The organism is Citrobacter sp. ABFQG (assembly GCF_004322975.1).
Classification (GTDB): Bacteria; Pseudomonadota; Gammaproteobacteria; order Enterobacterales; family Enterobacteriaceae; genus Citrobacter; species Citrobacter freundii.
Map to the genome: position 1 here is coordinate 3,499,153 of NZ_CP036435.1, position 22,046 is coordinate 3,521,198.

Below are 22,046 nucleotides of genomic sequence, written 5' to 3' on the forward strand. Positions count from 1 at the left end.
CTATTTCAGGAACTCTTTTTGGGTTTCCAGTAGAGCTTCTATCGTCGACGACAATACCTTGGTCAGGTTATTGAAGATGGTATTTGCCTGGCTTAATTTTTCAGACATAACTTGCGACTGGCTTTCTACTGTACTGGACATCGTGTTCATCGAGTTTTCCCACTCGTTAAACATACCGCTGCTGATAGTAGCAAATTCACCCGAGTTGTGTGCCTCAAAATCCCAGGTCAATGCAGGAGAAACATAAATATTAGCCTTATCACTAAGGATTCCCTTCCCATTCATGTCATATGACTTATCCAAAACAACAACACTTTCTGTAAGACGCACACTAGCATTGCTATTACCTGCTTCACTATTGGTTTCTGCAGGGTCTAACATTGAGGTTGGGATTAAAAAACAATCATATTCCTTATAATCGTCAGTATCTCTTGATGTTATTAACGTATAACCAGCCGGTATATAAAAGTTTTTCGAGCTTATTGTAGACATGGGCACAATAACCATGTCCTCGCTCGGGGATATAACAGAGTACGATTTTTCATCCCCATCATTTCCATAATATCTTGAGTCGTTTGGAGATAAACCAATATCGGATGCAGTTGGGGCCTCGGCTGCAGTCGATGTTCCTGCATCTGAGCCTATTAAGCTAAATGTTGCATCCTGGCCATCCCTAACGGGCTGAAGATCTGGGTAAACATAGAGAGTATAAGTGCCATCAGCCTCAGCTACCATATACAGCCGACAATCCGATTCTGGAGGTTCATTAAGATTAGCAACCGAATCAGCCACCGTAATATTATCTATATCATCTTCAGGATTACCCGTATACATTTTCCCATCAGCCCCAGCCTCAGTATGTGTTTCGATAGCCAGCTGATCGGATAACTCCAGTTGTGTAGCCCAATAATAGACTCCCTGGGCATCTAATCCGCGGATAGCTACAGGTCCGCGTTCAGGATAGGGGCCGGAAGTCGTTTCAGGGTTAATGGGTGTCAGGTTGATATTACCGTTAGCATCATATATCCCCCACCCATAAATGATGGCATCTAGTTCGTCCATCACACCACCGACATCAATTTTCATGTCATCATCATCAGTGGAGACAAATGTCACCATCTGTGATTTAAAGCTGTTAACATCATTGAGAAATTCAACGCTTTGATTAGCAAGATCCGTATATACATCCATATAATCTGTTTGCAGCCCAACAAGCTCAGTACTAACATCCGCATAGATTTCCCAGTCACTCTCGGGATATTTCACCCCATTGCCATGATCGTTATCATTTGACCAGATATAGGTGCTGAAATCGATATGATCATCAATCTTGCCATCACCGTCCTTATCCATGTTTTTGTCGAAAGTGATGTCCCAGAGTGAGCCACCAACAGCGGAATCCTCTAAAGGTTCTCCCACGCTTTTTTTACTTGAAACACCGGTGTTCATGAACCGAGAGAGAGACGATTTCAATACGCCCTGTGCAGGAGTCGTGTCGATAAGGATCCCTTTGTTGAGAAGCTGATGATACTGTTCAGAATAGACTGCCAGTTTTTCTGTCAACATATCAATCACCTGTTGGCGGCGCGTACCCGTTTCTGCAGTATCGGCCGTTGTAGAAGCTTGTAGCACCTTAGGCGATGAAGAAACTGCATTGGTGGTTGTACATAGTGTTGAAAATGAAATTTGTCCTGCTGTTGTGACACTTGTAGACATCGTATCTTTCCCTGAAAGGTGTGCAACGTTTTAGTTACCAGGCATCTCGGCAAGCGTATCCTGAGATTGCATATATTGAAGCAATTGTATGTTGCTGGTTATTGCAAGTTTCTGCATCGCGTTGTGCTTATGTACCGCAACCGTACAGACTGAACGCTTAAGAAGGTTTGCAATCTCTTTTACCCGCATGCCTCGTGCATACAGACGAATAATTTCGAGTTCTCGCGAGGTTAACTGGGACTGCTGTTGAGCATAATCAGTAGTTATATCCTTCTGTTGGATCCGCGGAGAAGAATAAAAGCGCTTTGTCGCCAAATAAGATAACGCTTTTGGCAGACAGCGTTCTAAATCATCTTTCTTGCTTATTAACGCGTGTACGCCTGACGCCCGGAGACGTCGGAGCGTGGGAGTAAATGTGTAGTTTTCACTTACAAGCGCAATCAGCTTGATTTCCGGTGCTACCTTTTGAATTCTCGAGATATAGTGAGTAGCATCATTATTATTTTCACAGTCAAAAGATACATCAACAATCAGAACTAATTTTTTATCATCGCGTTTACCTGATAACGCATGAATCAATTCATTTCGCGAATGAGTTACAAATGCAATATCCGCATACCCGGCAAGCAGACTGCGTAATCCTGTAATGACAATCGGTTCATCACTGGCAACTGCAACGGAGAGTCGGGAATGTAGGAATTTATGGGACATATTCGGTTCCTTCTTATGCAAATGCTAATCAATCCTTAATTAGCTAAAAATAAATTATTTAAGATAATTTCATGCAGAACAAGGTAACTCAAATTATTTATTCTAACTTTAGAATTAAAAATACATTAAATCATTTAATCAATGAATAGCATTGTATTCATTGATTACATTTCTAATATACTTATGTGTCTCATTAAACGGGGGGATTTGATTGCTATACTTTGCAACGTTCCCCTCTCCGGCGTTATATGCGGCCAGAACCAGTTCAAGATTACTTCTATAGCGCTTCACCAATTCTGAAAGAAAATAAGTGCCAAGATGAATATTAATCTCAGGATCAGATAATCGATGCTTTTCAAGAGAATACCCCAATGCTGAAGACAGGCGGTTCGCAGTATCAGACATCAACTGCATTAAACCCACAGCGCCTTTTGCTGAGATAATGTCCGGATTAAATCCGGACTCAACGGCCATAACCGCCTTAACGAGATACGGATCGACACCATACTGTCTGGCATAGTGGCCGATAACATTATCGTAACGACCCTTGGCCATCTGAGTCGAAAACTGACGCCGCGGTGAGGAACGCGACATGCGAATGGCGGAATTGGATTTCGTGGCCTGCCAGCGTTGCACGGCATCATCGTTAGCGATAGCGCAGCGACGCCCCTTGTTTGACGTCCGTTGCTGTTCGACATACATGATTCCCTGAGCATCTTCATAACACCACTGAGCTGCCATCGCAGCAGGCATGTACCAACACAGTAAAAGAAATATACTATGACGCATTTCCCCCCCCTTCCATGTTTGTTTCCGTATTTTCTTTATCGCAGTTAACATCGCCCTCCATCTTTTCTGACTCGTCATTCTGAGGAATATCATCCTTCCAAGCTTGTTCCATCTGCTCGAGCCAGGTCAGTAAGCGCATAATTTCATCAATACTGCTGCTATCAATAAAAGTATAAATTTTTGCTGTCTTAAAAATTCGCCGTGCCAGAGAGATATTGCGAATAACAGGGATATTGTTTTTTTCCGCGAAAGCAATAACAGCAACAGCGCGAGAGTTTTTCTCGACGACTGAAATAAAAGGCAAGCCAATTACCGTAGGATTAAAATAAATGCCCAATGCGATATGTGTCGGATTAGCCAACACCATTTTTGAAGTTAATATATTTGCTTTAGTCTGTTCAGAAAGCAATTCACGATGCAACTGCTTACGCGCGTTTTTAATGTGCTGATCACCCTCATTATTCTTATACTCTTGCTTTATTTCCTGTTTGGTCATCATCAAGTCTTTAATATATAAATAAAAATCAACCAAAGCATCAAATGCCATAACAATTAAAAACGGCAACAAGGTATAACAAAAAAGCAATGGCATCAACCCACGCCACACATTAATAAAATGCTGGATGCCCCCAGTCGGCACAGTAAATAAACGACCATGATACTTTATAATAAAAATACTAAAACCAGTGAGTGCCATCCCAAGATACAAAATAGCTTTTATACTGTCTTTCAAACCTCTGACACTGAATATTTCTTTAAATCCTTTTATTGGATTAATGGCATTCAGATCCAATCGAATCGCCTCCGACGCCATTTTAAAACGCGTTTGTATCAATGTCACCAGTGCCGAAGTAAAGACAGAAATCAGGGCAATACCAGAGATAATTTTAAACGCTGTTGTAAATACCAGTCGCGCATATTCTCCCGTTGATAGCATGAAACCACTACTGACGAATAAATCGAAATAAAATGTTAACTCCCTCGCATCGATGCTCATCCATACAAAAGAGGAGACTACAATTAACGTAAGTAGCCCTACAAAATCTCGGCTAAGAAACATCTGTCCTTTCTTAGCAGAATCTTCTTTCTTTTTATGCGTTGGTTGTTCAGTTTTTTCTTCACTCATTATGCTTAATTCTTCGGTAAAAAATCACTTAGTCGTAATCCTGTCAACTGGGAGATAAGTAATGGTGTTAAATAAATCAGCAGTACGAAAATGGCGATAACGCTCTTTAATGTTAATGCGACAGAAAAAGCATTCAATTGTGATGCGAAACGTGAAAGTAAACCAAGCGCACATTCTGTGACAAATAAAGCGACGACGATAGGCCCTACCAAAATTAAAGCCTTCAGCATTAACTCATTAACAAGATGAACAACTTGCAGTGCTAATGCTTTGTCAAAGTGAAAGGATTGTGCCACCGGAAATATTTGATAACTTTTTTTTATCGCCTCACAAAGCGTAACCATTCCGCCACTTAGCATAAAAGTCGCGCCGTAGAAATAGTTCATAAAACTGGCGAAAACAGATGTTTCTACCCCTATCCCTGGATTCATAGTACTACTAATAGTTGCTCCGCGTTGGTTGTCAATGACCTCACCTACCACCAAAGCAATCCAGAATGGCACTGACAGGCAAATACCACATAGTAAACCAATAATCGCTTCCCGAACGATAATCACCATTGGTGGCGCCGCTGGCGCCATTGGAAACTGTACACTCAGCAAGGGCAAAAAACCGAGAAGCATAAAACACGTAATTACATTTTTGGCTAACATGCCCCCTAGCACCTGGCTGTTAAACCAGGGCAAGAAAAATGTTATTGGCAGAAGTCTGGCCATCCCAATAACAATCAACAGGATATATTCATGGTAGAGCACATAAACATTCATAGGCGACTCATTAGGGTATCTGGAATGCCATAACCAATACTTCGGCAGCGAAACTTTTCAGGCTGGAAACAAACCAGGGTGCAGTCATAAAAAGCGCGGCACATACCGCCAGCAATTTTATACCAAATGGCAAGGTCTGTTCCTGGATATGAGTAATTGCCTGAAGAAGGGCCACAACTATCCCCACCACTGTTGCAACAATAACCGGAACTGAAGATAATATTAACACCATATATAGTGCTTTATTGCCTATATAAAAGATATTGTCCATTGTTTATGCCGCCGTTTTCCATAACGCTGCGTACTGCATGACCATTCCGGTCGCAATCTTAGACCAGCCATCAATGGCAACAAAAAGTACCAATTTTATTGGTAATGATATTGTTACAGGACTCATCATCATCATGCCGAGAGCCAACAATACGTTGGAAACTAACAGATCCACTACAATGAAAGGAAGATAAACATAAAAACCTAAAACAAAGGCGCTTTTTATTTCACTCAATGAATAAGCCGCTAACAGCGTAAATAACGAGCTATTATCAACTGTTGGTTTAATTCCAACAACTTGATGATCATCCGTTACGGGATATTGCTGCTGATAGATATTGCTAAAAAATGTAAGGAGTTCTTTATCAGAAAACCGGTATAAATAATTTTTATATCCAGAAAGGCCGCTATCGATGAAACTTTGCACTGACTCAACATTATCGAAAGAGATACCTTCCTGGCAATAATAATCATAACTCTGCAGGGCAACAGGCGACATGACAAAAGCAGTTAAGAGTAGTGATATGCCATTCAAAGTCATATTGGATGGCGCCTGCTGTAAGCCAATGGCGTTGCGTATCAATGAAAAAACAATAGAGAATTTAATAAAGCACGTTCCGCCCGCAATGAAAAATGGCAATAGTGTCGCAAGACTCAGAATCCCTACCAAACCAATGCTATTATAATCCGTCATAATCTCATCTCACAATGTGTTGTAAACTTCCTCTATTTCCACCGCCAAACGATCATTCAGCAAAATAAGTTCTCCCTTTGCCAACGTTCTACCCTGAACCCGGAGTTCAACATCAACTTTGTTGCCTCCCAGACCAATCTGGGAATCTAATACATCGCCGATTTGTATTTTACTAATTTCTGCTAATGTCATGGTTGTTTCACTGAGTACAAACTCAATGTTTAGTTTGAGTCCATCTGTGGACCATAATTTATCAACAAGAGCATTATTTGTTTGAATATCCATAATATCCTCACTTACAGTAAAATGGTGTTGTTCATATTGGACTGCACAATAATCTATGTTTCCGACATAAAGGTAAATCTGAACATTTGTAATCCACAAGGCATCACCAATGGCCAAATTTTCGATATCCCTCACAGGTAACGCTGTGAATCCGAGAGATATTTTGATGGGACAAAGCAAATGCTGGCAATTGTGGTAATGACTCCAACTTATTGATAGTGTTTTATGTTCAGATAATGCCCGATGACTTTGTCATGCAGCTCCACCGATTTTGAGAACGACAGCGACTTCCGTCCCAGCCGTGCCAGGTGCTGCCTCAGATTCAGGTTATGCCGCTCAATTCGCTGCGTATATCGCTTGCTGATTACGTGCAGCTTTCCCTTCAGGCGGGATTCATACAGCGGCCAGCCATCCGTCATCCATATCACCACGTCAAAGGGTGACAGCAGGCTCATAAGACGCCCCAGCGTCGCCATAGTGCGTTCACCGAATACGTGCGCAACAACCGTCTTCCGGAGCCTGTCATACGCGTAAAACAGCCAGCGCTGGCGCGATTTAGCCCCGACGTATCCCCACTGTTCGTCCATTTCCGCGCAGACGATGACGTCACTGCCCGGCTGTATGCGCGAGGTTACCGACTGCGGCCTGAGTTTTTTAAATGGCGGAAAATCGTGTTGAGGCCAACGCCCATAATGCGGGCGGTTGCCCGGCATCCAACGCCATTCATGGCCATATCAATGATTTTCTGGTGCGTACCGGGTTGAGAAGCGGTGTAAGTGAACTGCAGTTGCCATGTTTTACGGCAGTGAGAGCAGAGATAGCGCTGATGTCCGGCGGTGCTTTTGCCGTTACGCACCACCCCGTCAGTAGCTGAACAGGAGGGACAGCTGATAGAAACAGAAGCCACTGGAGCACCTCAAAAACACCATCATACACTAAATCAGTAAGTTGGCAGCATCACCCGTTATTTACATTCCGGGTGCTAACTGTCGCATTCCCCAATGTGTCCTGCGCTACTTTCAGCATCTGAGTTGCCGTAACCACCGCTTGCTGTTTTTCCTGAGCATTCTCAGTGGCATCATTTGCCGCTGTTTGCGCCTTGCTTTTGACATCAATCGCCTGCTGGCATTTATCAGAAGCCACGTCCACTGCCTGCTGTGCACTTGTCATCCTATCTGCAGCCGTTTTAATCGCTAGTGTTTTTTCCGTATTGTTGCTGTAAATCGCGTTCAGAGCGTCGTTATATGCTGTTTCCGATGAAGTAAGAATATTCAGGGCATTGTTCAGCGACTGCTCAGCGTTGTTTAGAGATGTTTCAGCTTGTAGCAAATGGTCGTCAGCCTCGTTTACGGTCTTTACAGCCTCGCTATAAGCTAAATTTGCCTGCGTCAACGTCTGCTGTGCGTTTTCGACATCTTGCGACTTCTGAATAAGTGCTGCTGATGTGGCGCTTCCCATCAACTGTGTCGCTGTGGCACGAAACATTTGCCCGACCACAGTAGAATCCCCCAGTTTCACCGCTAATGTGGCCAGAACCTGTGTCAGAGAATAGGTTGATGATTGCGTCTTACCTCCCGACATCGTGCTATTCGTCTCACTTGCTTGCGACTTAGGTTGCTGGGATGATCGCAGCGTCACACTTTCAGGAGAACGTAAAGTCGGTTTCCATGATTCACTGGTCATGGCTAATTTCTCTGCGCGCGTAACCAATTTTTGCTGGACAATTTTCTGCGCCGCATTTCCGTCACTGCTGCTTGTAGAACTAATGTCCTTTTTCGCGGTAGTAATTCTTTCGACATCACCTTCACTAGTTACCTGCTGGGTAACCAGCGTGACAGGCTTATTTGCTATTCCGTACATGGTAATGATCCTCATCACTGTCGTTAATCTTTGTTAGCGCCTTAAGATATACTTCGGCACGCTTGACCAGCTCAGGATCCTTTTCGTGAGCCACGACCTCTCCAAATGAGTCGCGTGCTTTCGAATAGTTATGCAAGTGCATATAGCACTGCCCTGCTTCAAAAATGGCGCGCAAATTATCATCATCAAGTGCATAGGCAATTGCATAGATATCCAGTGCATGCTTGTAGTCCTGCTTTAACTGATAAACAGCGGCCAGGCCAAATGCGTAATCAGGATTATAGAAATCATACATCATTAAAAATTTAAAAAAGTGCTCCGCTTTTTCAATTTCTCCTTTTTGGTAATACTCGTATGCACAGGCGTAGAAACCGTTCATCAGGCTATCTGGAATACCATACAGCTGTTTGCGGGTAGCGCCAGACTCAAATAAATCTTCAATAAACTGTTCACGATTTTCTTCAGCAATTTTGCTGAGAAGATCCTCCATCAAAACATCATTTCCATTGTCCATAATAAATTTAGATCCATACAAATAATAGATGATTGTTATTCTATAATTATCACTCCATTCATTATTAAAATAAATAAATAAAGATTTAGAAGATATGCACTTAGGTTGACACATAGAGAAATCGAAGCACTTTTTGAAAGAAATCCACCCACCGTGATGCCATCCTACAGGTGATACTTGATGATTAACAAAACTATATGGAAATGTATATGCCAAGTGCAGTTAAAACATACTCACACAATGTTTATAGCCATTATAAAAGTGATTTTCACAGGCAAAGAGAAGTTAAGAACCATAATTTACTGTCCGCATGTTTATCAGCTATCGCTAATGTCCCAAAAAATATTAGTATTAGCAAAACCCTTCAAAAAACAACAGCAGATTTGGCGCGTAGTAATGCTAATTGTGTAGATATCCCAACACATTCGTTCAATAATAGAGGAGTCATGACTCTAAATAAAAATCGTATAATATTAGATATGCACACAACTTTAAATATAAATAAAGCTATAACAACCTTTGAAAATCAATACAAAACTGATTCCCTTAGCGGGAAAAATTTAGAGGCTTATAATGTTCTAAAAGACAAAATACAGAAGGTTAAAAACGATTATGATGCTCAGTTCAAAAAAGGTGAAGCGATTATTAACAGTATAGAAACCTGTGCAAAAATGGTCGATGATAAAACAATAGTTCCCATTTTCAATGCAATGTTTAATAAATATACTCAATTGAATGAGTCACCGGTTAGAGAGACTACAAATCTTGATGTTGATACTATCAGGACCTCATTAGCTAACATATTGAACACCGAATATAGAACATCTGACATTAATATGGCAATTAGTGAGCAAGGTAATGCAGCAGGTCAAATTATCAAAAGATTTCTTTCGTCCTCTCGATCAGTGCATATCAGTGATGTTAGCATCGCCAGGCTTGAACAACCTGCTTTTAATGAGTATATGGATAAACAGCTTAAGGAGTTACCAGTAAATGACCGCGAGTTGACATTATCCTTATATAAGGCTTTCACTACAAACCTAAATAAGAATATTTTGTTTGACAAGGATTTTACTTCTACTTTTTTCGGGCAGGCTATTATAGTTACAAATGATTTTGTAAAGTCCTGTCATACTGAGACGGACAGTTTTAAGGGGGAGGGCCGCGATAATTCAGTTGGAGAAGCTCTTAATTCCGCATGTGAAAAATTTGTTGAATATGTGAAAACCACCTTCCCTGAAGCGTAGCATTTTCTTCGAAAATAACAATACTGCTCTCTACCAGCGATGGTTTAAGGCTAACAAATGAAGGGCCACGATGTGGCCCTTTTATCAATCCAGGCAACCTATTTCAAATATTCCCCACTGCGTAGCGCTTCAATACGTTTGTCCAACGGGGGGTGAGTCATAAACAGCTCACTCAACGATTTGGATTTACCATTGATGCAGAACGCCATCATACTGGTCGCTTCCTGCGGCTCATAGCTGGTTTTCAGGCGCTGCAGCGCGGCGATCATTTTTTCACGACCCACCAGTTTTGCAGAACCGGCATCCGCATGGAATTCACGATGACGTGAGAACCACATGGTAATGATGCTCGCCAGAATACCAAACACCAGTTCCAGCACAGTCGCCACCGCAAAGTAGATCAACGGGTTACCGTTGCTACCCTCACCCTCATCACGGTTCCCGCCCATAAAGCCAGCGGCAATTTGCGCCAGAATACGTGAGATAAAGATAACGAAGGTGTTTACTACCCCCTGAATGAGCGTCATGGTCACCATATCGCCATTGGCAATGTGGCTGATCTCATGCGCGATAACCGCTTCGGCTTCATCCGGGCTCATGTTTTGCAACAGGCCAGTACTTACAGCCACCAGCGAGGCATCCCGGCGGGCACCAGTCGCAAACGCGTTAATATCTGGCGCGTGGTAGATTGCAACCTGTGGCATAGCGATCCCGGCCTGGCGGGCCTGATTCGCAACTGTATTCATCAGCCAGCGTTCTCTTTCATTGCGAGGCTGTTCGATCACTTCCCCGCCAACGGACTTTAACGCCATCCATTTGGACATCAGCAGCGAAATGAAGGAACCACCAAAACCAAACAGCAGTGCCATGATCAACAAGCCTTGAACGCTGCTTGACTGGATCCCTGTCAGGCTCAATACCAGCCCGAAAACGACCATCACAGCCAGGTTCGTCAGCAGGAAGAGCGCGATTCGCATCATAATTTTCTTTTAACCTCAATTTAACAAAACGCACTATGCGATTACCCATATCGTATGGGTCTTATGACTATTTTCAAGCATCCATAGGTGCTAAGTCACCAGAAAGACACAACTTTACATTTTATCGTATCAGGCTGACGTCTTCATGCACTTGTTAAAAAAACAGGCACAATTTCTTGTGCCTGTTCGAGGTTATTGACTGGTTGCGGGCTGTTCCGCTGGCTTCTCTTTCTCAAGATGCGCCAGGTCGAGCGCGATTTTTACCGTTTCATCCAGGTACGGATCCGGCTCTTGGTAATCCTTCGGCAGATCGTCCAGTTTCTTCAATGGCGGTTTGCCTTCACGTTTAAACCGATCGTTGATACGCGCCAGACGCATTGCGTCATCTTCGTTATTCTCTTTTTCACGCTGAGCGTAATTCAGAGAAGCGATGTTGCGCTTATCCTTCATCGCATTGAAACGCGCAATGTCCTTCATGATGTATTGGAACTCAGGATCGTTCGCAATACGTGCATTGTGCTCTTTCAGCAATTCAGGTCCGAACGGCGTCAGATTATCTGACTTAGTGTAGGTCGCAGCATCAATGCTGTCCCACGGCAGTGCGTTATCTTCAAATTTCTCGCCGGTTTCAGTTTCTTCATTACCTGTCGGCATGATGATATCCGGCGTAACGCCCTTACGCTGCGTGCTGCCACCGTTTACGCGGTAGAATTTCTGGATCGTGTACTGAACAGAACCCAGCGCTGGCCATTCCGGACGCAGCATCTGATCGTAAATACGGTTCAGGGAGCGATACTGCTGGACGGTGCCTTTCCCAAAGGTCGGTTCACCAACGATCAACGCTCGGCCATAATCCTGCATTGCCGCAGCGAAAATCTCTGATGCTGAGGCGCTGAAGCGATCGACCAATACCACCAGCGGGCCTTTGTAGTACACAACGCCGTCGGTATCGCTGTCTTCACGCACTTTACCGTTATTATCACGAACCTGAACCACCGGGCCGGAAGGAATGAACAGACCGGAAAGCGAAACCGCTTCAGTCAGTGCTCCACCACCGTTGGTACGCAGATCGATGATAATACTGCTGACATTTTGTTTTTCCAGTTTCTGCAGTTGGACTTTGACATCATCAGTCAGGCCTACATAGAAGCCAGGAATATCCAGTACGCCAACTTTTTCTTTGCCAACGGTTTTCACGGACATTTTCACGGCGCGATCTTCGAGACGAATACGTTCACGCGTTAGCGTCACGGTGCGCGTCTTGGTACCTTTACCGGCAGGCAGAATTTCAAGGCGTACCTTGCTGCCTTTAGGTCCTTTGATCAGTGCCACGACGTCATCCAGACGCCAGCCAATCACATCGACCATGCCCTTGCCCGTCTGCCCGACGCCGACAATACGATCGCCAACGCTGATCGACTTGCTCTTGGCTGCCGGACCACCTGCCACCATGGAGTTAATGACGGTGTAGTCATCATCCATTTGCAGAACCGCGCCAATACCTTCCAAAGACAAGCTCATTTCAGTATTGAACTGCTCGGTATTGCGCGGAGAGAGATAGTTAGTATGCGGGTCGATTTCACGGGCGAACGCTGTCATCGCCAGTGAGAACACATCTTCGCTGTTGGTCTGCGCCAGACGGCGAATCGCAAATTTGTAGCGGCGCGTCAGCGTTTCGCGAATTTCCGCATCGGTTTTACCGGTCAGCTTCAGGCTGAGTTCGTCAAATTTAACCTTGCCGTCCCACAGCGCATTTAGCTCTGCTTCGCTCTTCGGCCACGGCGCTTTACTTCGGTCGAGGTTAAACGTGTCGTTACCGGTAAAATCCATTGGACGTGCCAGTACGCTTAATGCGTACTGATAACGTTCAAATCGGCGTTTTTGCGCCAGATTATAGAGATCGTAAAAGACATCCAGCTTGCCGGTGCGCAGTTCATCGCCGAGGACCGTTTTCTTTTTTGCATACTGTTCGATATCGCTCGCCAACAGCACATTGTGGCTGTAGTCGAGCAAATTCAAATAGCGGTCAAAAATTTTTGCCGAAAACGCCTGATCCAGATCGAACTGGCGATAGTGTGATCGCGTAAAACGCGAAGTCACACGTTCGCTTACCGTCGCATGCTGGGTTTCTTCCTTTAAAACGGGGATTTGATCGGCACGCGTGATGTCTTCCACAGCAAGTGCCTGGCCTGCTAATGCAAGCAGACCAGCTAACGCAGTAAGCCTAAAAAAAGTGTTCATGCCAGGCCTGGCCTCCGTTTCAGAACACCAGGTGTTCTGCGCGTACAATCAAAGACATACCCGAATTCAGCTGTACACGGACGCCATCTTTGGTGATTTCTAATACGGTGGCATCCATCGCATTATTTCCTGCTTTCACCTTCAGAGACTGCCCTACCGTCAGTACTGAAATATCAGATACCGGGGTATGCTGTTCTTCGCGAGGAGCACGCGGTGCTTTTGCTGCTGGTTTTTCAGCGCGAGGTTTACGCTCTGCACCTTCTTTACGACGCGGTGCAGGACGCGGCTTACGCTCGCGACGCGGTGCGCCTTCTTTTTCACCGGCAGCAGCAGCCGCTTCGCGTTTTTTCGCCTGTTGCTCTGCGCGTTGCGCCTGAACACGGGCTTTAGCTTCTTCCAGCTGTTTGCGCGCATGTTCAACATGTTGTTCATCCAGCTCACCACAAGGGTTGCCGTCGAGATCAACACGCGTTGCGCCCAATTTAACGCCGTACAGATAGCGCCAGCTTGAAGTATAGAGACGTAAGGCAGAACGGAGCTGAGTCTTGCTGAGGTTCATTTCGCCCTCAACACGCTCTACCAGATCCTGAAAAATGCCAATTTTCAGTGGGCGCGCTTCGCCTTCCGCACTAAAACACTGCGGGAAGCGTTCGGCCAGAAACGCGATGACTTCTTTACTGCTATTCAACTTAGGTTGATTTTCCATGAAATTTCCTGATTACAACGGACGTAGCCAACAAGCGCAGGCATGAACAGGCGACATTATAATGACGTCATCAGTAATTGCTACGTTATCCGTTGATTATCCTGCGACGTGCGCAAAGAATTTTTTGTAATCCGTCGTTGCAAGCACGGTTTCAAGCTGTGCCACCAGTGTACGCAGACCTTGTTCATCTTCCTCAGTAAAGCGGCCAAACGCCGTGCTATCGATATCCAGCACGCCGATTATCTGATTTTCGACGGTGATTGGCAGGACGATTTCAGCGTTGCTGGCGGCATCACAAGCAATGTGCCCATCAAAAGCATGTACGTCCTCAATACGCTGAACCTGGTTCTGCGCCACTGCTGTACCGCACACACCACGCCCTACCGGGATCCGCACGCAGGCAATTTTGCCCTGGAAGGGACCAAGCACCAGCGTATCGTCCTCAAGCAGGTAAAAACCGGCCCAATTCACTTCTGCAAGACGCTCGTACAACAATGCGCTGGTATTCGCCAGCGTTGCCAGAAAACTGGTTTCACCTGCCATCAATGCCTGAAAATCACGGTTCAGATCCGTGTATAGCTCTATTTTGTTCATTATGTAATCACTTAGTTGTCTTACTTAAAACTGCAGCCTACTAAAATAAACATTAAATGCGTTAATGCTCAAGATCATTCCCGTCATGAGTTAAGATAACATTACTTCAACAATTTGATTCGCGATACATGGCCTTAACGACACCACGCATCACGCCAACTAAAAAAATAGCCATCAGGTCCATCGGTGAGGCACTACCTCGTGCACATTATCATCGCTGCCCTGAATGTGACCTGATATTTAGCTTGCCTAAAATGCGTTCGCACCAAAGTGCCTTTTGCCCACGCTGCCAGGCAAAAATTCGTGACGGACGCGACTGGTCATTAACGCGACTTGCGGCAATGGCTTTCACCATGTTGCTGCTGATGCCCTTTGCCTGGGGAGAGCCACTCCTGCACATCTATTTATTAGGCGTGCGCATTGATGCCAATGTTATGCAAGGCATCTGGCAAATGACCCGACAAGGTGACCCCCTCACTGCTTCTTTCGTGCTTTTTTGCGTCGCTGGCGCGCCGCTAATTCTCGTGACCTCAATTGCTTATCTGTGGTTTGGCAATATTCTTGGGATGAACCTGCGCCCGGTGCTGCTGATGCTGGAAAGGCTCAAAGAGTGGGTGATGCTCGATATCTATCTTGTGGGCATTGGCGTCGCGTCAATCAAAGTTCAGGACTATGCTTTTTTGCAACCCGGTGTGGGGCTGTTTGCTTTTATTGCGCTGGTGATCCTCAGTATTTTGACGCTGTCGCACCTCAACGTAGAGCAGCTTTGGGACCGATTTTACCCGCAAAGACCAGCCCGTCGCCCTGATGAAAAGCTCCGCGTCTGCCTCGGTTGTCACTTTACAGGTTATCCGGACGCTCGGGGTCGCTGCCCTCGTTGCCATATCCCGCTGCGCTGGCGCAGGAATCAAAGCATCCAAAAGTGTTGGGCGGCGCTACTGGCCTCGATTGTCCTACTTTTGCCTGCTAATCTGCTGCCCATCTCGGTAATTTATGTCAACGGTGGTAGGCAGGAAGACACTATCCTGTCAGGCATAATGTCTTTGGCAAACAGCAACGTCGGCGTGGCGGCGATCGTTTTTATCGCCAGTATTCTGGTGCCATTCACCAAAGTGATTGTGATGTTTACGTTGCTCATCAGCATCCATTTTAACTGCGAGCAAGGATTGCGTACCCGCATAAAACTGCTGCGTATGGTGACCTGGATTGGCCGCTGGTCGATGCTGGATCTCTTTGTTATCGCTTTAACCATGTCGCTGATTAATCGCGATCAGATACTTGCTTTTACTATGGGACCGGCTGCGTTTTATTTCGGCGCGGCGGTAATATTGACTATTCTTGCTGTGGAATGGCTGGACAGCCGCTTACTTTGGGATGCACATGAGTCAGGAAACGCCCGCTTCGCAGACTGAAGCGCAGATTAAAACAAAACGCCGTATCTCTCCGTTCTGGCTGCTGCCGTTCATTGCACTGATGATCGCAGGATGGCTTATCTGGGGAAGCTATGAAGATCGCGGCAATACCGTAACCATTGACTTCATGTCCGCGGACGGCATTGTACCAGGACGCACGCCCGTTCGTTATCAGGGCGTTGAAGTGGGCACGGTGCAGGATATCAACCTCAGCAAAGATCTGCGTAAAATTGAAGTCCGCGTCAGCATCAAATCGAGCATGAAAGATGCACTGCGCAAAGATACCCAGTTCTGGCTGGTCACGCCGAAAGCGTCGCTGGCCGGCGTTTCGGGTCTGGATGCGTTGGTTGGTGGTAACTATATCGGCATGATGCCCGGAACCGGCGAGGAAGAAGATCATTTTGTTGCCCTCGACACACAGCCCAAATACCGTCTGGATAATGGCGATTTGATGCTGCATCTGCGGGCGCCTGACCTCGGTTCGCTCAATAGCGGTTCGCTGGTTTATTTCCGTAAGATTCCGGTGGGCCGGGTGTATGACTACACTATCAACCCCAACAATCAGGGCGTAACTATCGACGTGCTGATTGAACGTCGGTTTACCAATCTGGTGAAAAAAGGCAGCCGCTTCTGGAACGTCTCCGGTGTGAATGCGGATGTCAGTCTCAGCGGCGCGAAGATCAAACTGGAGAGTCTGGCCGCGCTGGTCAATGGCGCCATTGCTTTTGATTCGCCTGAAGACTCAAAACCCGCCGCAGCCGACGACACGTTTGGTTTATATCAGGATCTCGCGCACAGCCAGCGCGGGGTGATCGTCAAGCTTGACTTACCCAGCGGGGACGGACTCAAAGCTGGCTCAACATCGCTGATGTATCAAGGATTACAAGTCGGCCAACTCACCAAACTGGATTTAAATCCAGGCGGTAAAGTGACTGGAGAAATGACGGTCGACCCCAGCGTCGTAACGCTGCTGCGCGACAACACGCGGATTGAATTACACAGCCCTAAATTATCGTTAAACGATGCCAATCTCAGCTCACTGCTGACGGGTAAAACGTTTGAACTGGTCCCCGGCGAAGGCGAGCCGCGTAGCCAGTTTGTGGTTATCCCCGCAGAGAAGTCGTTGTTACACGATCCAGGGGTCATGACATTTACGCTCACCGCACCGGAAAGTTACGGTATTGATGCTGGCCAGCCGCTGATTCTCCACGGCGTACAGGTCGGTCAGGTGATTGAGCGCACGCTTTCCAGCAAAGGCGTTTCATTTACCGTTGCCATCGAACCGCAGCATCGTGACCTGGTGCAAGGTGACAGTAAGTTCGTGGTCAACAGCCGCGTGGACGTCAAAGTCGGACTTGATGGCGTGGAGTTCCTTGGCGCCAGCGCCAGCGAGTGGCTCAGCGGCGGCATTCGTATTTTGCCCGGTACGAAGGGGGAAATGAAAAAAAGCTACCCGCTGTATGCCAACCTGGAAAAAGCGATTGAAAACAGCCTGAGCGATCTGCCAACCACCACGGTCAGCCTGAGCGCCGAAACGCTGCCTGATGTGCAGGCCGGCTCGGTGGTTCTATACCGCAAATTCGAGGTCGGTGAAGTGATCAGCGTTCGTCCTCGCGCCGATGCGTTTGATATCGATCTGCATATTAAACCGGAATATCGCAACCTGTTGACCAGCAACAGCGTGTTCTGGGCCGAAGGCGGAGCAAAAGTTCAGCTTAACGGCAGCGGATTAACCGTACAGGCATCTCCCCTTTCACGCGCGCTCAAAGGGGCAATTAGCTTCGATAATTTAAGCGGTGCCAGCGCCAGCCAACGCAAAGGCGACAAGCGCATTCTGTATGCTTCGGAAACCGCCGCGCGTGCGGTAGGCGGCCAGATAACGCTGCATGCGTTCGATGCCGGTAAACTCGCTGCTGGCATGCCGATTCGCTACCTGGGAATCGATATCGGCCAGATTCAGACGCTTGAGCTGATCACCGCACGGAACGAAGTGCAGGCAAAAGCGGTTCTGTACCCAGAATACGTGCAGACCTTCGCGCGAAGCGGTACCCGTTTCTCCGTGATCACCCCGCAAATTTCGGCAGCTGGCGTGGAGCATCTGGATACAATCCTGCAGCCGTACATCAACGTTGAACCCGGACGCGGTAATCCGCGACGTGATTTTGAGCTGCAGGAAGCCACCATTACCGACTCTCGTTACCTCGATGGTCTGAGTATTGTGGTGGAAGCACCGGAAGCAGGTTCACTGAATATCGGAACCCCGGTTTTGTTCAGAGGTATTGAAGTGGGGACCGTCACCGGGCTGACGCTGGGCTCGCTTTCCGATCGTGTGATGGTTGCCATGCGCATTAGCCAGCGCTATCAGCATCTGGTGCGCAACAACTCCGTGTTCTGGCTGGCATCCGGCTACAATCTTGACTTCGGCCTGACCGGCGGTGTCGTGAAGACCGGTACCTTCAATCAGTTCATCCGCGGCGGCATCGCCTTCGCGACTCCACCAGGCACACCGCTGGCTCCTAAAGCGCAGGCAGGTAAACACTTCCTGTTGCTCGAAAGCGAACCGAAAGAGTGGCGTGAATGGGGAACAGCCCTGCCACGATAATCTCTCCACTTGCTCCGGCGTACTCGCGCCGGAGCACTTATGCTACACTGCGCACCTGTTTTTTTGCCGGTGGTACCAAGTGGCTTATTTTCCCGACGCCTTTCTGACTAAAATGCGTGAAGCAATGCCTTCCACGCTCTCATTCGATGATTTTCTCGCTGCCTGTCAGCGCCCGTTGCGCCGCAGCATTCGCGTCAATACGCTGAAAATCTCCGTTGCCGATTTCCTCACACTGACAGCACCTTACAACTGGTCTCTCACTCCGGTTCCCTGGTGTGCTGAAGGTTTCTGGATCGAACGCGATGAAGATGAGTTAGTGCCGCTCGGTAGCACAGCAGAACATTTAAGCGGCCTGTTTTATATTCAGGAAGCCAGCTCAATGCTGCCAGTCGCTGCGCTGTTTGCCGAAGGCAATACCCCGGAACGCGTAATGGATGTCGCGGCAGCCCCTGGCTCCAAAACCACGCAAATTGCCGCAAAAATGAATAATCGAGGCGCCATTCTGGCGAATGAATTTTCTGCCAGTCGCGTCAAAGTCCTGCATGCTAATATCAGCCGTTGCGGGATAGCCAACGTCGCCCTGACCCATTTTGACGGACGAGTATTTGGCGCTGCGTTGCCGGAATCATTTGATGCCATATTGCTCGACGCCCCGTGTTCCGGGGAAGGCGTAGTGCGTAAAGACCCTGACGCGCTAAAAAACTGGTCGCCAGAAAGTAATCTGGAAATTGCCGCAACTCAGCGCGAACTGCTCGACAGCGCCTTTCACGCTCTGCGCCCCGGCGGCACGTTGGTTTACTCCACCTGTACACTTAACCGTGACGAAAATGAAAACGTCATGCAGTGGTTGATTGAAACCTACCCGGACGCCGTCGAGTTTTTACCACTCGGCGATTTATTTCCACAGGCCGAACGCGCTCTGACGCCGGAAGGATTCCTGCATGTGTTTCCGCAAATTTACGATTGCGAAGGTTTCTTCGTTGCGCGTTTGCGCAAAACAGCCGCCATCCCTCCACTACCTGCGCCGACATATAAAGTCGGTAACTTCCCGTTTAGCCCGCTGAAAGGACGCGAGTCCGCGCTTGTCGCACAAGCCGCGAGCGCTTGTGGACTGCAGTGGGAAGATAATTTACGCCTGTGGCAGCGCGATAAAGAGATTTGGCTATTCCCAACAGAAATTGAGCCACTGATCGGCAAAGTCCGCTTTTCCCGACTCGGCGTCAAATTAGCGGAAACGCACAATAAAGGCTACCGCTGGCAGCATGAAGCCGTCATCGCGTTCGCCAACCCAAATCACAGCCATGCGTTTGAACTGACGCTTGCCGAAGCTGAAGAGTGGTACCGCGGCCGGGATGTCTACCCACAAGCCACACCGACGAGTGACGACGTACTGGTTACATTCCAGCATCAGCCTATCGGTCTGGCAAAACGTATTGGATCGCGACTGAAGAATAGCTACCCACGCGATCTTGTCCGGGATGGCAAACTCTTTACGGGATAACGCACGTTTTTACTGGCGCTTTTGCTAACGTTGACTACGCTGAAAAATGGACGACCTAACTGGTCGTACCACAATTAGCAAATTAACGGAGAGCACGATGATGAAAACCAGTGTGCGCATTGGCGCTTTTGAAATCGACGACGCCGAGTTACATGGCGAATCGCCGGGGGACCGAACGTTAACCATTCCGTGTAAATCCGACCCGGATTTATGTATGCAACTGGATGCCTGGGATGCCGATACCAGTGTCCCGGCCCTGTTGAACGGAGAACATTCAGTACTATTTCGCGAACACTACGATCGTAAGTCAGATGCCTGGATCATGCGCCTTGCCTGATTCAAAAAGAACCCGTCGCCAGACGGGTTATTTCTTGGTTAATTTCCCTCATCTATCAACATCTTCTACACTACAGCTATGGCTTTACCATTTGAGGATGGAATGTTCACGCTGGTTCTTTTTGTGTGCTACCTGGATGGCGGTTGTGAAGATATCGTGGTTGATGTCTACAAAACTGAGCAGCAGTGCCTGATATCGATGGACGATCAACGTATTCGTAACGGAGGGTGTTTACCCGCGGATGACTACATCGATAGTTTCTGGCACCCGGCCCAGGAATACAGCGATTTTTGATTATTGCAGTTGTACCAGCGTTAACTCGCCGCCAAATACAGCACCGGTATCAATATAATGCAGATTCTCGCGATCCAGCCGATGGCGCAACGGCGTGTGGCCAAACCAAAAGTGATCCGCGCCGCGAATCCCACAACCGTTGTTCATTAGCCTCGAACGATCCCACAGCACACGCTGTAAATCGATCTTTTTTAGCCACTGATAATCATCATCCGGGTAATCGGCATGAGCAATAACGTGTATGCCGTTTTGACAGTGCAGCTCCAGAATCCAGGGTAATTGCCAACACTCTTCAAGAGCGAATTTTGCTGCCGGTTGCTCCGCCTGCGCATACCACGAGCCACCATTCATTAACCACATGAATTTATCCCCCGTCGCCAGCGCGTCCAGCGCCATCTGTTCATGATTCCCCCTGACCGCGACAATCCAGCGTTTACGCAATAATTTCAGGCAACGCAAACTGTCTGGTCCACGGTCAATAACATCCCCCACTGAAACCAGCAGATCCTGCCAGGGATCAAAACGGTACTGGCGCAGTTTAGCCATCAGTATCGAGAAGCAGCCGTGGATATCCCCAACCACCCAGACGTGACGCCACTGTGTACCGTCGATTCGTTGATAGATATTGTCAGGTCGTCCCATGTCGCCTCCAGAGTACAAGGGTACCTGGTTATAATTTTAGCAATGATGGTAAAAAAGCCTGGACGATCGAGGGCAGGAGTATGGTATGGTTTATGGAGAATGCAGCATGCGATAAGACGTGTTTTGCCCTGGATGGCATCGCATTCGCCACATAAAAAGAGACCGAATACGATTCCTGTATTCGGTCCAGGGAAATGGCTCTTGGGAGAGAGCCGTGCGCTAAAAGTTGGCATTAATGCAGGCTAAGTTACCCTGCCATTTAAGAATAGATGACAGCGCCAGGTTTTCCAGTCCGCGACTAAAGTGGCCGGAAAAAAAGGACGTTTGTTACGCATCCAAACGCAAAAACCGCAAGTTCTCGTGTGAGATCCTTGCGGTTTTTTATTGGAAATCAGAGCGCTACATCTGACAATTAGCAAAGCTTTTCTGCACGCTCCACAAACGGTGCCAGGCTCATTTTTTCGCCCGGTTTCGCCAGATCATCAATCTGGATAATCTCGATCGGCTTTGCCGTGGTTTTTCCGCTCTCCATCTGCTGTCTGGCAACATCATTCAACGGGTATTGCACCAGCGTACTGGGATTGATGACATACAGCGCGTTACCCGGGCGGCAGGTCAGCATCACCTCTTCCCGATTAAACGCCCACTTATCTTTGCCAACCTCAAAACGGCTGACGGTAATGACCTGCGGCGCAGCCAGCGCGGCTCCGGAGCTTGCCAGGAGTAATAAAGAGATAATGATTTTTTTCATGCGTTTC

23 protein-coding genes are annotated in these 22,046 nt (G+C 47.3%); 6 read left to right on the forward strand and 17 right to left on the reverse strand.

Features of this window, described 5'->3' with window-relative positions; translation table 11 throughout:
* The 11 genes from WN16_RS17190 to WN16_RS17240 all read right to left on the reverse strand — a co-directional run bounded on the left by WN16_RS17190 (position 1) and on the right by WN16_RS17240 (position 8,732).
* Positions 1–1,716, reverse strand: coding sequence for an IpaD/SipD/SspD family type III secretion system needle tip protein (locus tag WN16_RS17190; RefSeq protein ID WP_080941990.1), 1,716 nt, complete (start codon positions 1,714–1,716; stop codon positions 1–3).
* Positions 1,717–1,746: 30 nt separating this feature from the next.
* Positions 1,747–2,427: a response regulator transcription factor gene (locus WN16_RS17195; RefSeq protein WP_003844080.1), complete on the reverse strand. Its 681-nt coding sequence runs from the start codon at positions 2,425–2,427 to the stop codon at positions 1,747–1,749.
* A 138-nt stretch (positions 2,428–2,565) separates the two neighbouring features.
* Positions 2,566–3,216: a lytic transglycosylase domain-containing protein gene (locus tag WN16_RS17200; RefSeq protein WP_103790853.1), complete on the reverse strand. Its 651-nt coding sequence runs from the start codon at positions 3,214–3,216 to the stop codon at positions 2,566–2,568.
* A complete protein-coding gene (locus WN16_RS17205; RefSeq protein ID WP_044700256.1) occupies positions 3,206–4,342 on the reverse strand; it encodes an EscU/YscU/HrcU family type III secretion system export apparatus switch protein in 1,137 nt (378 codons plus the stop codon). Before WN16_RS17205 ends, WN16_RS17200 begins: the two co-directional genes overlap by 11 nt.
* A gap of 5 nt (positions 4,343–4,347) precedes the next feature.
* Positions 4,348–5,109, reverse strand: a complete 762-nt coding sequence (gene sctT, locus WN16_RS17210; RefSeq protein WP_052739225.1) for a type III secretion system export apparatus subunit SctT — start codon at positions 5,107–5,109, stop codon at positions 4,348–4,350.
* Positions 5,110–5,119: 10 nt separating this feature from the next.
* Positions 5,120–5,380: a type III secretion system export apparatus subunit SctS gene (gene sctS / locus WN16_RS17215; RefSeq protein WP_003844086.1), complete on the reverse strand. Its 261-nt coding sequence runs from the start codon at positions 5,378–5,380 to the stop codon at positions 5,120–5,122.
* A 3-nt stretch (positions 5,381–5,383) separates the two neighbouring features.
* Entirely contained in the window at positions 5,384–6,073 is a 690-nt protein-coding gene (locus WN16_RS17220; RefSeq protein WP_044700258.1) for an EscR/YscR/HrcR family type III secretion system export apparatus protein, read from the reverse strand.
* Positions 6,074–6,082: 9 nt separating this feature from the next.
* On the reverse strand, positions 6,083–6,493 hold the full coding sequence (locus WN16_RS17225) for a FliM/FliN family flagellar motor switch protein (RefSeq protein WP_242670822.1): 411 nt from the start codon (positions 6,491–6,493) through the stop codon (positions 6,083–6,085).
* Between the two features lie 74 nt (positions 6,494–6,567).
* Positions 6,568–7,265, reverse strand: a protein-coding gene (locus WN16_RS17230; protein ID WP_095033700.1) for an IS1-like element IS1B family transposase whose coding sequence is annotated in 2 segments (ribosomal slippage) — positions 6,568–7,016 and positions 7,016–7,265 — 699 coding nt in all. Because the reading frame shifts where the segments join, the coding sequence is not laid out codon by codon here.
* A 50-nt stretch (positions 7,266–7,315) separates the two neighbouring features.
* On the reverse strand, positions 7,316–8,218 hold the full coding sequence (locus WN16_RS17235; RefSeq protein WP_242670820.1) for a hypothetical protein: 903 nt from the start codon (positions 8,216–8,218) through the stop codon (positions 7,316–7,318).
* Complete coding sequence (locus WN16_RS17240) at positions 8,199–8,732, reverse strand: SycD/LcrH family type III secretion system chaperone (RefSeq protein ID WP_052739221.1); 534 nt, start codon at positions 8,730–8,732, stop codon at positions 8,199–8,201. Before WN16_RS17240 ends, WN16_RS17235 begins: the two co-directional genes overlap by 20 nt.
* A gap of 209 nt (positions 8,733–8,941) precedes the next feature.
* Here WN16_RS17240 and WN16_RS17245 point away from each other — a divergent pair, with 209 nt between their 5' ends.
* The gene (locus tag WN16_RS17245) at positions 8,942–9,979 is read left to right on the forward strand and encodes a hypothetical protein (RefSeq protein ID WP_127702267.1); all 1,038 of its coding nucleotides are present in this window, start codon (positions 8,942–8,944) and stop codon (positions 9,977–9,979) included.
* Between the two features lie 98 nt (positions 9,980–10,077).
* Here the strand turns inward: WN16_RS17245 and htpX are convergent, their stop codons facing one another.
* The 4 genes from htpX to WN16_RS17265 form a co-directional block, all read right to left on the reverse strand.
* The gene (htpX, locus tag WN16_RS17250) at positions 10,078–10,959 is read right to left on the reverse strand and encodes a protease HtpX (protein ID WP_003034964.1); all 882 of its coding nucleotides are present in this window, start codon (positions 10,957–10,959) and stop codon (positions 10,078–10,080) included.
* A 192-nt stretch (positions 10,960–11,151) separates the two neighbouring features.
* Positions 11,152–13,200 carry a carboxy terminal-processing peptidase gene (gene prc, locus WN16_RS17255; protein WP_003034960.1) on the reverse strand — a complete coding sequence of 683 codons (2,049 nt, stop codon included), beginning with the start codon at positions 13,198–13,200 and terminating at the stop codon, positions 11,152–11,154.
* A 19-nt stretch (positions 13,201–13,219) separates the two neighbouring features.
* On the reverse strand, positions 13,220–13,906 hold the full coding sequence (proQ, locus tag WN16_RS17260) for an RNA chaperone ProQ (protein WP_003034957.1): 687 nt from the start codon (positions 13,904–13,906) through the stop codon (positions 13,220–13,222).
* Between the two features lie 96 nt (positions 13,907–14,002).
* Positions 14,003–14,500, reverse strand: coding sequence for a GAF domain-containing protein (locus WN16_RS17265; RefSeq protein WP_003034953.1), 498 nt, complete (start codon positions 14,498–14,500; stop codon positions 14,003–14,005).
* 128 nt (positions 14,501–14,628) lie between these two features.
* Here WN16_RS17265 and yebS point away from each other — a divergent pair, with 128 nt between their 5' ends.
* From yebS to WN16_RS17290, 5 genes are all read left to right on the forward strand, one after another.
* Positions 14,629–15,912, forward strand: a complete 1,284-nt coding sequence (gene yebS / locus WN16_RS17270) for a membrane integrity lipid transport subunit YebS (protein WP_003841983.1) — start codon at positions 14,629–14,631, stop codon at positions 15,910–15,912.
* Positions 15,881–18,514: a PqiB family protein gene (locus WN16_RS17275; protein ID WP_003034947.1), complete on the forward strand. Its 2,634-nt coding sequence runs from the start codon at positions 15,881–15,883 to the stop codon at positions 18,512–18,514. The genes yebS and WN16_RS17275 overlap by 32 nt, the downstream gene beginning before the upstream one ends.
* Positions 18,515–18,626: 112 nt before the next feature.
* Positions 18,627–20,015 carry a 16S rRNA (cytosine(1407)-C(5))-methyltransferase RsmF gene (gene rsmF / locus WN16_RS17280; RefSeq protein ID WP_044700319.1) on the forward strand — a complete coding sequence of 463 codons (1,389 nt, stop codon included), beginning with the start codon at positions 18,627–18,629 and terminating at the stop codon, positions 20,013–20,015.
* Positions 20,016–20,115: 100 nt separating this feature from the next.
* A complete protein-coding gene (locus WN16_RS17285; RefSeq protein WP_029139506.1) occupies positions 20,116–20,352 on the forward strand; it encodes a YebV family protein in 237 nt (78 codons plus the stop codon).
* Between the two features lie 102 nt (positions 20,353–20,454).
* Positions 20,455–20,646, forward strand: a complete 192-nt coding sequence (locus WN16_RS17290) for a YebW family protein (RefSeq protein WP_003034941.1) — start codon at positions 20,455–20,457, stop codon at positions 20,644–20,646.
* Here the strand turns inward: WN16_RS17290 and pphA are convergent, their stop codons facing one another.
* Both pphA and WN16_RS17300 read right to left on the reverse strand, forming a co-directional pair.
* Positions 20,647–21,288, reverse strand: a complete 642-nt coding sequence (pphA, locus tag WN16_RS17295) for a protein-serine/threonine phosphatase (RefSeq protein ID WP_003034937.1) — start codon at positions 21,286–21,288, stop codon at positions 20,647–20,649.
* A 412-nt stretch (positions 21,289–21,700) separates the two neighbouring features.
* A complete protein-coding gene (locus WN16_RS17300; RefSeq protein WP_044700293.1) occupies positions 21,701–22,039 on the reverse strand; it encodes a YebY family protein in 339 nt (112 codons plus the stop codon).
* Positions 22,040–22,046 lie beyond the last annotated feature (7 nt).

Coding starts and splice junctions, on each gene's coding strand:
- WN16_RS17190 (WP_080941990.1), bottom strand. CDS start 1,716: ATGTCTACAAGTGTCACAACAGCAGGACAAATTTCATTTTCAACACTA.
- WN16_RS17195 (WP_003844080.1), bottom strand. CDS start 2,427: ATGTCCCATAAATTCCTACATTCCCGACTCTCCGTTGCAGTTGCCAGT.
- WN16_RS17200 (WP_103790853.1), bottom strand. CDS start 3,216: ATGCGTCATAGTATATTTCTTTTACTGTGTTGGTACATGCCTGCTGCG.
- WN16_RS17205 (WP_044700256.1), bottom strand. CDS start 4,342: ATGAGTGAAGAAAAAACTGAACAACCAACGCATAAAAAGAAAGAAGAT.
- sctT (WP_052739225.1), bottom strand. CDS start 5,109: ATGAATGTTTATGTGCTCTACCATGAATATATCCTGTTGATTGTTATT.
- sctS (WP_003844086.1), bottom strand. CDS start 5,380: ATGGACAATATCTTTTATATAGGCAATAAAGCACTATATATGGTGTTA.
- WN16_RS17220 (WP_044700258.1), bottom strand. CDS start 6,073: ATGACGGATTATAATAGCATTGGTTTGGTAGGGATTCTGAGTCTTGCG.
- WN16_RS17235 (WP_242670820.1), bottom strand. CDS start 8,218: ATGTACGGAATAGCAAATAAGCCTGTCACGCTGGTTACCCAGCAGGTA.
- WN16_RS17240 (WP_052739221.1), bottom strand. CDS start 8,732: ATGGACAATGGAAATGATGTTTTGATGGAGGATCTTCTCAGCAAAATT.
- WN16_RS17245 (WP_127702267.1), top strand. CDS start 8,942: ATGCCAAGTGCAGTTAAAACATACTCACACAATGTTTATAGCCATTAT.
- htpX (WP_003034964.1), bottom strand. CDS start 10,959: ATGATGCGAATCGCGCTCTTCCTGCTGACGAACCTGGCTGTGATGGTC.
- prc (WP_003034960.1), bottom strand. CDS start 13,200: ATGAACACTTTTTTTAGGCTTACTGCGTTAGCTGGTCTGCTTGCATTA.
- proQ (WP_003034957.1), bottom strand. CDS start 13,906: ATGGAAAATCAACCTAAGTTGAATAGCAGTAAAGAAGTCATCGCGTTT.
- WN16_RS17265 (WP_003034953.1), bottom strand. CDS start 14,500: ATGAACAAAATAGAGCTATACACGGATCTGAACCGTGATTTTCAGGCA.
- yebS (WP_003841983.1), top strand. CDS start 14,629: ATGGCCTTAACGACACCACGCATCACGCCAACTAAAAAAATAGCCATC.
- WN16_RS17275 (WP_003034947.1), top strand. CDS start 15,881: ATGAGTCAGGAAACGCCCGCTTCGCAGACTGAAGCGCAGATTAAAACA.
- rsmF (WP_044700319.1), top strand. CDS start 18,627: ATGCGTGAAGCAATGCCTTCCACGCTCTCATTCGATGATTTTCTCGCT.
- WN16_RS17285 (WP_029139506.1), top strand. CDS start 20,116: ATGAAAACCAGTGTGCGCATTGGCGCTTTTGAAATCGACGACGCCGAG.
- WN16_RS17290 (WP_003034941.1), top strand. CDS start 20,455: ATGTTCACGCTGGTTCTTTTTGTGTGCTACCTGGATGGCGGTTGTGAA.
- pphA (WP_003034937.1), bottom strand. CDS start 21,288: ATGGGACGACCTGACAATATCTATCAACGAATCGACGGTACACAGTGG.
- WN16_RS17300 (WP_044700293.1), bottom strand. CDS start 22,039: ATGAAAAAAATCATTATCTCTTTATTACTCCTGGCAAGCTCCGGAGCC.